The organism is Rhizobium sp. BK060 (assembly GCF_014193145.1).
Taxonomy (GTDB): domain Bacteria; phylum Pseudomonadota; class Alphaproteobacteria; order Rhizobiales; family Rhizobiaceae; genus Rhizobium.
This window is the reverse complement of sequence record NZ_JACHYW010000012.1, coordinates 114,134-125,513: the sequence shown is the minus strand read 5'-3', so window position 1 is coordinate 125,513 and position 11,380 is coordinate 114,134. Positions and strand designations below refer to the sequence as shown.

At 60.7% G+C, this 11,380-nt stretch carries 11 protein-coding genes; all 11 read left to right on the top strand.

Features of this window, described 5'->3' with window-relative positions; genetic code table 11:
* The first annotated feature begins 8 nt into the window (after positions 1-8).
* Positions 9-1,232, top strand: a complete 1,224-nt coding sequence (locus FHT71_RS15265; RefSeq protein ID WP_183720707.1) for a GTP-binding protein — start codon at positions 9-11, stop codon at positions 1,230-1,232.
* Positions 1,233-1,258: 26 nt separating this feature from the next.
* Positions 1,259-1,567 carry a hypothetical protein gene (locus tag FHT71_RS15260; RefSeq protein WP_183720704.1) on the top strand — a complete coding sequence of 103 codons (309 nt, stop codon included), beginning with the start codon at positions 1,259-1,261 and terminating at the stop codon, positions 1,565-1,567.
* A 39-nt stretch (positions 1,568-1,606) separates the two neighbouring features.
* Entirely contained in the window at positions 1,607-3,751 is a 2,145-nt protein-coding gene (locus tag FHT71_RS15255; RefSeq protein WP_132590194.1) for a peptidase domain-containing ABC transporter, read from the top strand.
* Positions 3,748-5,154 carry an HlyD family type I secretion periplasmic adaptor subunit gene (locus FHT71_RS15250; protein ID WP_183720701.1) on the top strand — a complete coding sequence of 469 codons (1,407 nt, stop codon included), beginning with the start codon at positions 3,748-3,750 and terminating at the stop codon, positions 5,152-5,154. Before FHT71_RS15255 ends, FHT71_RS15250 begins: the two co-directional genes overlap by 4 nt.
* 130 nt (positions 5,155-5,284) lie before the next feature.
* Positions 5,285-6,178, top strand: a complete 894-nt coding sequence (locus FHT71_RS15245; protein ID WP_183720698.1) for a PaaX family transcriptional regulator C-terminal domain-containing protein — start codon at positions 5,285-5,287, stop codon at positions 6,176-6,178.
* A 191-nt stretch (positions 6,179-6,369) separates the two neighbouring features.
* Positions 6,370-7,575, top strand: a complete 1,206-nt coding sequence (gene pcaF, locus FHT71_RS15240) for a 3-oxoadipyl-CoA thiolase (RefSeq protein WP_183720695.1) — start codon at positions 6,370-6,372, stop codon at positions 7,573-7,575.
* 24 nt (positions 7,576-7,599) lie between these two features.
* The gene (paaA, locus tag FHT71_RS15235) at positions 7,600-8,604 is read left to right on the top strand and encodes a 1,2-phenylacetyl-CoA epoxidase subunit PaaA (RefSeq protein WP_183720692.1); all 1,005 of its coding nucleotides are present in this window, start codon (positions 7,600-7,602) and stop codon (positions 8,602-8,604) included.
* 65 nt (positions 8,605-8,669) lie between these two features.
* Positions 8,670-8,954, top strand: coding sequence for a 1,2-phenylacetyl-CoA epoxidase subunit PaaB (gene paaB, locus FHT71_RS15230; RefSeq protein ID WP_016557520.1), 285 nt, complete (start codon positions 8,670-8,672; stop codon positions 8,952-8,954).
* The gene (gene paaC / locus FHT71_RS15225) at positions 8,954-9,733 is read left to right on the top strand and encodes a 1,2-phenylacetyl-CoA epoxidase subunit PaaC (protein WP_183720689.1); all 780 of its coding nucleotides are present in this window, start codon (positions 8,954-8,956) and stop codon (positions 9,731-9,733) included. The genes paaB and paaC overlap by 1 nt, the downstream gene beginning before the upstream one ends.
* Positions 9,734-9,749: 16 nt before the next feature.
* On the top strand, positions 9,750-10,274 hold the full coding sequence (gene paaD, locus FHT71_RS15220; protein ID WP_132590204.1) for a 1,2-phenylacetyl-CoA epoxidase subunit PaaD: 525 nt from the start codon (positions 9,750-9,752) through the stop codon (positions 10,272-10,274).
* A 26-nt stretch (positions 10,275-10,300) separates the two neighbouring features.
* Positions 10,301-11,377: a 1,2-phenylacetyl-CoA epoxidase subunit PaaE gene (gene paaE / locus FHT71_RS15215; protein WP_183720686.1), complete on the top strand. Its 1,077-nt coding sequence runs from the start codon at positions 10,301-10,303 to the stop codon at positions 11,375-11,377.
* The last annotated feature ends 3 nt before the right edge of the window (positions 11,378-11,380 follow it).

The following is an 11,380-nucleotide window of genomic DNA, read 5'->3' as shown; positions in this document are numbered from 1 at the left end:
GAGTATCAATGACAGGTGGCGACAAGCGCCTCCCAGTAACGGTTTTGGCGGGTTTCCTCGGCGCGGGAAAAACAACCATCCTCAACCATGTATTGCGTAACCGGGAGGGTCGCCGGGTCGCTGTCATCGTCAACGACATGAGCGAGATCAACATCGATGCCGAGCTCGTTCGTGATGGCGGCGCCAACCTCTCGCACACCAATGAAACGCTGGTTGAACTCACCAATGGGTGCATCTGTTGCACGCTGCGCGACGATCTCTTGAGCGAGGTGCGTCGGCTTGCTGCCGATGATCGCTTCGACTACCTGCTGATCGAGGGCACCGGGATCGCCGAACCTCTGCCGATCGCCGCCACATTTTCCTTCCGCGACGAAAATGGCAGTGCGCTCTGCGACGTCGCGCGGCTGGATACGATGGTTTCCGTCGTCGACGCGGCAAACCTCCTGGCGGATTACGCGAGCGCAGATTTCCTCAGTGATCGCGGTGAAACTCGTGACACCGATGACGAACGAACACTCGTCGATCTCCTCGTGGAACAGATCGAGTTTGCCGATGTCGTTGTGATCAACAAGGTCTCGGAGGTCAGTTTAGAAACACGCGCGATGGTGCGCCAGATCGTTGCCGCGCTTAATCCCGATGCCCGTGTCATCGAGACGGACTTCGGCGATCTGCCGCTTTCCACCATTCTGGATACCGGTCTTTTCAGCGAGGCGAAGTCTGCTCGTCACCCGTACTGGCACAAGGAGCTCTACGGTTGGGGCGATCATGTCCCAGAAACCGAAGAGTACGGTATTTCCAGCTTCGTCTATCGCGCACGCCGCCCCTTTGACCCGGCTGCACTCGATCGCTTTCTCGCGCAGCAATGGCCGGGCCTCATCCGCGCCAAGGGGCACTTCTGGCTGGCAACACGACCGAACGAAATCGGCCTGCTTTCCATCGCCGGCACACAGCGGCGCACCGACAAAAAGGGCTTCTGGTGGGCGAGCGTGTCCAAGGCACATTGGCCACGTTATCCGCAATTCCGCCAGCTGCTCGACCGCCATTGGGACGCAGTCTGGGGCGATCGCCGCCAGGAACTCGTGTTCATTGGCGCGGGTTTCGATCAGCAGGCAATCAGCGCCGCGCTCGACGACTGCCTGATCGGAGAAGAGGCAAGCTTTGACCCCGATCTCGGCAGAGGTCTCACGGATCCGTTCCCGGCCTGGCAACACGCGCAGCATCACCATCCATGATCACTCATCAAAACGAGGAGACGACAATGAGCAATGAACTCTATGCAGACGGAATTGGCGAAATCACCATCACCGGCACCATCGTGCGCATCGATCTGATGTCGCTGTCGGCCACCGAGCGCGATGCGAGCAACAACCCGAAGCCCGTCTTCCGCCAGCGCATCATCATGCCGGTCGACGCTTTTGCGAACGCAGTCGACCTGATGCAGAAGGCACTGGGTGGATTGGTGGAGGCGGGTGCCGTGCGCCGTATCAACGATCAGCCATCAGGCCCGAAGGCTGAAATCATCCAACCGTCGGGTAGCGCGGTAAACGCCTCACCCAATTTCAACTGACCAAAAAGTTCCTCTTCAACGCAGACACTCGGGTGGGCCATGAGTACATTTTTGCACACCAATCTACACTGCCTTGCACTCGTCGCGCGCCATCACGGCGTCGATCTGTCCCCCGAACGCCTACAGCACGACTATGCTGTCGACGAGCGGCCGGTCGAAGTCCGGCAACTGCTGCGCATGGCCAAGGATGCTGGACTGCGCGCACGGCAGATCAGCCTCTCCTGGACTGCGCTGCTCCAGTTGGGGGAGGCCTTCCCGGTTCTAGCGGAACTCGAAAACGGCAACTGGGTGGTCATTGCCGGCCCCGCCATGGGTGAGGAGGAGGCCAAGATCAGGGTTCTCGACCCCCTGGCCGTGCGCCCTGACTTCATTCTCCTGAACGAGGAGCAGTTCACCAGATCCTGGCGTGGATCCGTGGTGATGCTGAAGCGAAACTTCAGTCTCAATGATGCCGACCAGCCCTTCGGCTTCCGCTGGTTCATTCCCGAGATCATCAAACAGCGCAGCTTCTTCCGCGATGTTGCCCTTGCCGCCATCGTCCTCTACGGCCTTGGCCTGATGACCCCGATCTTCTTCCAGCTCGTCATCGACAAGGTGCTGGTTCATCAAAGCTATGCAACGCTGACGGTACTGACCATTGGCATCGCCATTGCCCTTGTCTTCGATGCTGCCTTCAGCTTCCTGCGCCGCTACCTGTTGCTCTATGCCACGAACAGGATCGATATCCGTATTGCAACCCGCACCTTCGGGCATCTGCTCAATCTTCCAATCGCTTTGTTCGAGCAGGCATCTGCCGGTGTTCTCGTCAAGCACATGCAACAAACCGGCAGGATTCGCGAGTTTCTGACAGGCCGCCTCTTCCTGACGCTCCTCGACGGCGTTTCCTTGTTGGTCTTCATTCCGATCCTGCTTCTCTACAGCGTGAAGCTGACGCTCGTCGTCATCGGCTTTGCAGCGCTTGTCGGCCTCGTCGTCATGCTTCTTGTCGGCCCATTCCAGCGCCGTCTCCAGGCGCTCTACAAGGCTGAAGGCGACCGGCAGGCCCTGCTTGTTGAAACCGTTCACGGCATGCGGACCGTCAAGTCGCTGGCGCTTGAACCGCGCCAGCGTCGCGCCTGGGATGACTATTCGGCGCAATCGATATCCGTGCGTTTCCGTGTCGAGAAAATCTCCACCGTCGCTCAGTCGATGACCGGGCTTCTCGAGAAACTGATGAGCGTCGCCATTATCGGGCTCGGTGCCCTTGACGTCTTCAGCGGCGCCATGACGATTGGCGCCCTGGTTGCATTCAACATGCTGGCTGGGCGGGTTTCGGGTCCGCTTGTCCAGATCGTCACTATGGTGCATGAGTACCAGGAGGTTGCGCTTTCGGTGCGTATGCTGGGCGAGATCATGAACCAGCGTCCGGAACAAGCCGGTCGCGGTCGCGGCATCCGCCCGCATCTCAGAGGCAACATCGAATTCGACAAGGTAACGTTCCGCTATGGGCCGGATGGGCCCCCTGCGCTCGACGACGTCTCCTTCAGTATTCCCGCCGGCTCCGTATTTGGCGTCGTTGGCAAGAGCGGTTCTGGCAAAACCACGATCACTCGCCTGATCCAGGGTCTTTATCAGAACCAGCAGGGCATCGTTCGAATGGATGGTTATGACAGTCGGGAGATCGACCTCGTGCATCTGAGAACGAGTACTGGCGTCGTGCTCCAGGACAACTTCCTGTTTCGTGGCACCGTTCGCGAGAACATCGCGGCAGCAAAGCCCGATGCAAGCATCGAGGAGATCATGGAGGTCGCGCGTATTGCCGGCGCCGAGGAGTTCATCGAACGGCTTCCTCGTGGTTTCGACACAATGCTGGAGGAAAACGCCTCGAACCTGTCCGGCGGGCAGAGGCAACGCCTGGCCATAGCCCGCGCACTCATCACCGATCCGAAACTCCTGATCCTGGATGAGGCCACCAGCGCGCTTGACCCCGACAGCGAGACAATCATCCGCCAGAACCTCAGCCAGATTGCGGCCGGGCGAACGGTGGTCATCGTTTCGCACCGCCTCTCCACGCTTGTCGATGCCGATGCCATCCTCGTCGTCGAACGGGGCAAGATCGCCGATATCGGCAGGCATGATCAACTCGTGACGCGCTGCATGACATACCGTCACCTGTGGTCTCAGCAGATGAGGCAGGTAGCATGAATACGCGCGCTGAAAAACCAAAGGAGAACCTGCCTGTTCCGACGGCGGCCCAAGTCACGCAACCAGCCCTCAGGCGCTCGTTTCCAGCTGCAATCGCAGAGTTCCAGTCAGATGCTGTGGAACTTGAAGAGCGCGCGCCGCCAAGGGTCGCACGCATGACGCTCTACGGCATTACTGCGCTGATTACCGCGGCAATCGTCTGGGCGTCGGTATCGTCGATCGATGAGGTCGTCGTCGCACCCGGCAAGCTGATTACGACCCAGCCGACCATCGTGGTGCAGCCGCTGGAGACATCGATCATCCGGACAATCAATGTCACCGCCGGGGAGATCGTGGAAAAAGGTCAGGTACTTGCTACGCTCGATGCGACGTTCAGCCAGTCTGACGTCGATCAGCAGCGAGCCAAATTCGTAGCCCTCGACGCCCAGGTAAAACGCCTGGAAGCCGAGCTTGACGGCACGGACTACACCAAGACTGCCGGCCTGTCGCGCGACGAACTGCTTCAGATGCAGTTGTTTGGGCAGCGCCGCGCCTATCATGCGGCGCAGTTGCAGAACTACGATCAGCAAATTGCGGCCCAGGCGGCGACGATTGCCTCAAGCCGGAACCAGGAGGCAGTCCTTGCCAATCGACGCGAAACGCTGTCGCAGATCGAAGGCGCCAGGGAACGGCTATATGATCGCGAGAGCGGATCTTTGATAACACTCCTGGGATCGCGTGATGCCCGTCTTGACGTTGAGACCAGCCTTACGGCTGTCCGGGGCAAGGCCGATGAAGCCGAGCATACCTTCGCCAAGCTCAGGGCGGATCGACAGGCATTCATTGAAGACTTCCGACGCGCCGCCATGGAGCAGCTTGTAGACCTGCGTAGCCAGCGCGACACTGCGGCCGAGGAACTGAAGAAGATGGAACTCCGGCGCGACATGGTGGCACTGACGGCACCAGCCAATGCCGTCGTGCTCGACTTGGCGGCGCGCTCGGTCGGCTCGGTGGTTCGAGAGGCCGAGCCCATCGTGACGCTGGTTCCTCTCAATGTACCGCTGGAGGCCGAGGTCTCGGTCAATACGCGCGACATTGGCCGCATCACCACGGGCAAGGAAGCGCGGATCAAGTTCGATGCCTATCCGTTCCAAAAATTCGGGACCGCGTCGGGAACGGTTCGAACGGTGAGCCGTGACGCGTTCACGCCATCTCAGCAAGAGGCAGCGACTCAAACAACCGCGCCTTACTTCAAGGCACGTATCCCGTTGGCGGATCCAAGGCTGAAAGGCTCCGACGAGCCCGTGCGACTTTTGCCCGGTATGACCGTTTCAGCCGAGATCATGGTCGGTCATCGCACCGTCATCTCATACTTCCTCTATCCCATCCTGCGAGGACTGGATAGCGCAATTCGGGAGCCGTGATACGAAGGGAGGCACCATCGGTGCCTCTCGAACAACAGCTGCATCGCGATTTCGCCCCCCACGACGCGGTGGGGGTGCGGCGGCCTGCTGAATATGATAGATCGCACCGCCACCATCCAAGGAGGAGCCGGTGACGGCAGCGACCACCCAGGCAGATGTCCAGGCCAGCGACCTGATCCGACGGATTCTTGCCGAAAGCCCGCTGAAGGCAGCGGGCTTTATCGTGACAATCTACGGCGATGTCGTCGAGCCGCGTGGCGGCATCGCATGGATCGGCAACCTGATCGAGACCTGCGCAGAAGTCGGCATCAGCGAAACGCTCGTGCGCACTGCCGTCTCTCGGCTTGTCGCCGCCGGCCAGCTCTCCGGAGAAAGAGAGGGTCGACGCAGCTATTACCGGCTGTCGCGTTCGGCCGGCAGCGAGTTCGCGGCCGCGGCACGCGTGCTTTTCGGCGTTCCCGAAGAGAGCGGATGGCAGTTCGTTCAGGTGATGGGACCGGCCGTCGAAGAGGCCATGCAGTCGCTCAGGCGTGCCGGCCATGCGCGTCTCAACACCCGCCTTGCAGTTGGTCCTGCAAGGCCGATGGCAGCCGCAATTCCTGCCTTGATTTTCCGCGCAGACGTCCCGCAGGACCACAATGCCTTGCAGGCGTTTGCCTCCGAATATTGGGATCTTGCAGGTCATGCGGAGGCATACCAAACATTCCTGACGCAGTTCCGCGCCCTATCCGATTCGCCCAGCGCCCCCGGTTTTTCGCCCTTGATGGCGCTGACGATCCGGCTCCTCCTCGTGCATCGCTTTCGCACAGTTCATCTGCACGATCCAAGGCTGCCAGCCGCTGCACTTCCCGACAACTGGCCAGGCAAAGCGGCGCGGCAGCTGTTTGCACAGCTTTATCGAGGGCTTTCACCCGCAGCTGATGCGTTCGTAGCCCACACCTTTGTGACAGCCTCCGGCCCCCTTGCCGCTTCAACGCCTACAACAGACTTTCGCCTCGAGATGCTAGCCCACGAGGCCATTTAGCTCTCCGTTCCTAGGCTTTTCAGGTCGGTTCGCGTCTTTTGTGCTAGAATTTTCCTCGTTAACATTAAACATCACACATCTGCGCAAAAAATCCATTGATCTGTGACATATCGCATGATAAATACATGACCGATCGGTCGGTTAATCAATACTAGATCGATCGGTATCGTGGGAGCAGAAGGAAATCGCGCATGTCGGAAGCGTTCATCTGTGATGCCGTTCGCACACCTATCGGCCGCTATGGCGGTGCGCTTGCTGCGGTTCGCGCAGACGATCTGGCAGCCCTCCCCCTCACTGCGCTGATGGAACGTAACCCTGAGGTCGACTGGAGCAAGGTCGACGATCTCATCTACGGCTGCGCCAACCAGGCTGGCGAAGACAATCGCAATGTAGCCCGCATGGCCGTGCTGCTTTCGGGCATGCCGATCACCATTCCCGCGACCACCGTCAACCGCCTGTGCGGCTCCGGCATGGATGCCGTCGGCATGGCGGCAAGGGCGATCCGCGCCGGCGACTGTGACCTCGTGATCGCCGGTGGCGTCGAGAGCATGAGCCGGGCACCTTTTGTCATGCCGAAGGCAGACAGCGCTTTTTCGCGTGCCAATGCCGTCTACGACACGACGATCGGCTGGCGCTTCGTCAATTCGAAGATGAAGGCTGAGTTCGGCGTCGATTCGATGCCGCAGACCGCCGACAATGTGGCGGCCGATTTTGGCGTGACCCGCGCCGATCAGGACGCGTTTGCGGCCCGCAGTCAGGCCCGCTGGGCGGCGGCCCAGGAAGCCGGCCTGTTCGTTGACGAATTGGTCAGCGTCAAGGTTCCGCAGAGAAAGGGCGATCCTGTTGTCGTCGACCGCGACGAGCATCCGCGCCCCGGTACGACCGTCGATCAGCTTTCCAAGCTCAAGGGCGTCAATGGCCCGGACCTCAGCGTCACCGCTGGCAACGCCTCAGGCGTCAACGATGGTGCTGCGGCCCTTGTCCTCGCAAGCGAGGCGGCCGCGAAGGCGCAAGGTCTGACACCGAAGGCCCGCATCGTCGCAATGGCGGCGGCCGGTGTCGAGCCGCGGATCATGGGCGTTGGTCCAGCACCGGCCGCCCGGCGTGTGCTCGAACGCGCAGGACTGACCATCGGCCAGATGGATGTGATCGAACTAAACGAGGCATTTGCCGCCCAGGCGCTCGCCGTGCTGCGCGATCTGGACCTTCGCGACGATGCACCCCATGTCAATCCGAACGGCGGCGCTATTGCGATGGGCCATCCGCTGGGCATGAGCGGCGCCCGATTGGTCACGACGGCAACCTACCAATTGCACCGTCAGGGCGGTCGCTATGCGCTTTGCACCATGTGCATCGGTGTCGGCCAGGGCATCGCCATCATTCTCGAGCGCGTCTGACGCGCGAAGGCAAGGAGACGAACCATGTACGCACAGATGGTCAAAACCGACAGCGCCCGCGTCAAAACGCTTGATGAGATGGATCCGGTCGAACGTGCCTTTCAGGTGCGCATCGATGCTGGCCAGAAGATCGAGCCGAAGGAATGGATGCCGGAAGGCTATCGCAAGACGCTCATGCGCCAGATCAGTCAGCATGCGCATTCCGAAATCGTCGGCCAGCTGCCGGAAGGCAACTGGATCACCCGCGCCCCGACGCTGGAGCGCAAGGCGATATTGCTCGCCAAGGTGCAGGACGAGGCCGGCCACGGTCTTTACCTCTACTGTGCCGCCGAAACGCTCGGCATCAGCCGGGACGAGATGTATGAGCAACTGCATAGCGGCAAGGCAAAGTACTCCTCGATCTTCAACTACCCGACGCTGAGTTGGGCCGACATCGGCGCAATCGGTTGGCTGGTTGATGGTGCGGCGATCATGAACCAGGTGCCGCTGCAGCGCTGTTCCTACGGGCCTTATGCCCGCGCCATGGTCCGCATCTGCAAGGAGGAAAGCTTCCATCAGCGGCAGGGCTTCGACATCCTGATGAAGATGGTGAAGGGCACGCCCGCCCAGAAGGAAATGGTCCAGGACGCGCTGAATCGCTGGTGGTGGCCGTCGCTGATGATGTTTGGTCCCTCTGACGACGCATCAGTGCATTCGGCCCAGTCGATGTCCTGGAAGATCAAGCAGAACTCCAATGACGAGCTGCGCCAGAAGTTTGTCGACCAGACAGTCCCGCAAGCCGAATATCTCGGCCTGACGGTACCGGATCCGGATTTGAAATGGAACGAGGAAAAGGGCGGCTATGATTTCGGTGAGCCTGACTGGACCGAGTTCTTCGCCGTCATCGCCGGCAATGGCCCATGCAATGCCGAGCGCCTCAGCGCCCGACAGAAGGCATGGAACGACGGCGCGTGGTTCCGCGATGGTCTCGTCGCCCACGCCGAAAAGGCAGCCGCGCGCCGCACCGCCAGCCGTATCGTCGCCGATTAAACAGGAACACAAGGCGGGCCCGGGACGAGGAGCCCGGAGCACCGCGCATCAGGGAGAAATATCCGATGTCCAGCGAATGGCCTCTTTGGGAAGTCTTCATCCGCGGCCAGCACGGCCTCAATCACCGGCATGTTGGCAGCCTGCATGCACCCGATGCCGAGATGGCCGTCAACAACGCCCGCGACGTCTACACCCGTCGAAACGAGGGGGTGAGCATCTGGGTGGTTCGTTCCAGCGACATCACGGCAAGCGCACCGTCGGACAAGGGCCCGCTGTTCGATCCGTCGAACTCCAAGGTCTATCGCCATCCGACGTTCTTCGACATTCCCGATGAAGTGGGGCATATGTGATGAGCGCCATCTCCAATACGACCGTCAGCCCGACGGCACTCTTTGAGTTCCTGACGCGGATCGGCGACAACACCCTGATCCTCGGTCATCGCGTATCCGAGTGGTGCGGGCATGCGCCGGCACTGGAAGAGGACATTGCTCTCTCCAACACCGCGCTTGATCTGATCGGACAGACCCAGCTCTGGCTCGGCCTTGCCGGCGAGATCGAAGGTAGGAGGCGCAGTGCCGACAACCTTGCCTATCTGCGCGATACCCGCGATTTCCGCAACGTCCTGCTCGTCGAGCGCCCAAACGGTGATTTCGCAAAGACGCTGATGCGTCAATTCCTGTTCGACGCCTGGCATTTCCTGACGCTGAAGGCACTGTGCGCCTCGACCGACAAGCGCATCGCCGACATCGCCGAAAAAACCTCGAAGGAAGTTGCCTACCATCTCGATCGCAGCCGCGATCTGATCATCCGTCTTGGCGACGGCACCGCTGAAAGCCACCGGCGAATGCAGGAGGCGCTTGACGATCTGTGGGCTTATACCGGCGAGCTTTTCGTGGGCGACGCCTCAGATGCCGAGCTTGCTGCGGCCGGCGTTGCACCGGAACCCGAAAGCCTCAAGGCCGCGTGGGACGAGCTGGTTGATGACGCGCTTTCAGAAGCGACGCTGAAGAAGCCGGCCGACGGCTTTATGCATAAGGGCGGCAAGCGCGGCGTTCATACAGAGCACATGGGCTTCATCCTCGCTGAACTGCAGTTCCTGCAGCGCGCCTATCCGGGCGCGAACTGGTAACCGGAAGGAGGCGGTTATGATAGCCGCGACTTTGCCTTCGATCGCCGATGTCTGGCAATGGCTTGAGGAAGTCCCGGATCCGGAAATCCCGGTGATCTCGCTTGTCGATCTCGGCATCATCCGCGGTGTCGCCTGGAAGGAGGACACACTGGTCGTGACAGTGACGCCGACCTATTCCGGCTGCCCGGCAACTGCGATCATCAACCTCGATATCGAGCAGGCACTCAAGGAAAAGGGGATCGACAAGCTGCGGCTGGAACGCCAGCTTTCGCCTGCCTGGACAACCGACTGGATCAGCCCGGCGGGTCGCGACAAGCTGCGCACCTACGGCATTGCCCCGCCGGTGGACGGCACCGCGATAGACGGCATTTTGCGCCAGCGTATCGACCGGCTGTCCGGCCGCTCCAATCTGACAATCGCCTGTCCGCGCTGCGGATCGACGAACACGGAAAAGATCAGCCAGTTCGGCTCGACGCCCTGCAAGGCGAGCTATCGCTGCACCGACTGTCTTGAACCATTCGACTACTTCAAGTGCATCTGACCCTTTTGCCCAGTGAGGTCCGCAATATGGCGCGTTTCCATTCCCTTCAAGTCACCGACGTCAGGCGCGAGACGCGCGATGCCGTGGTCGTCACGCTCGCTCCGCAAGACGAGGACCGCGGTGCGTTCGATTTCACGCAGGGCCAGTACCTGACGTTCCGCCGCAAGTTCGACGGCGAGGAGCTGCGCCGGTCTTATTCGATCTGTGCTGGACGTGATGAAGGCGTCCTGAGGGTCGGCATCAAGCGGGTCGATGGCGGCTGCTTCTCAACCTGGGCGAATGAAGAATTGCGGATCGGTGATAGGCTGGAAGCGATGCCGCCGATGGGCGCATTCTTCACCGCGATTGAACCTGAGGTCTCCAAAAGCTATCTCGGCTTTGCCGGCGGCAGCGGCATCACGCCGGTGCTGTCCATCATCAAGACGACGCTTGCGCGCGAGCCCCGCTCGCGCTTCACGCTCGTCTACGCGAACCGCCAGATCAGTTCGATCATGTTCCGCGAAGAACTGGAGGACCTGAAGAATACTTATCTTGGGCGGCTCTCCATTCTGCATGTGCTGGAAAGCGAAGCCCAGGACATCGATCTCTTCACGGGCCGTATCGACGCTGACAAATGCGCAGCACTGTTCAAACACTGGATTGAGCTCAAATCAGTCGACACCGTCTTCATCTGCGGTCCCGAACCGATGATGCTGACGATCGCAGCCGCCCTTCGCGATCGCGGCATGCGCGAGGAGCAGATCAAGTTCGAGCTCTTTGCGTCCTCGCAGCCCGGCCGCGCACGCCGAAAGCGCGAGAGTGCTGTCGCTGCCGACAGGGGAGCGGCATGCGAGGCGACAGTTACCCTCGACGGCGCGACCCGCGTCTTCCAGATGCCGAAGCAGGGACAAACACTGCTCGAGGCCGCTCTTAAGAACAGCATGGACGCGCCCTATGCCTGCAAGGCAGGTGTCTGTTCCACGTGCAGGGCCAAGGTGATTGAGGGCGAGACCGAGATGGAGGTCAATCATGCGCTGGAGGACTACGAGGTCCGCCAGGGCTACGTGTTGACCTGCCAATGTTATCCGCTGAGCGACCGCGTCGTGGTCAGCTACGACCAGTAAGGT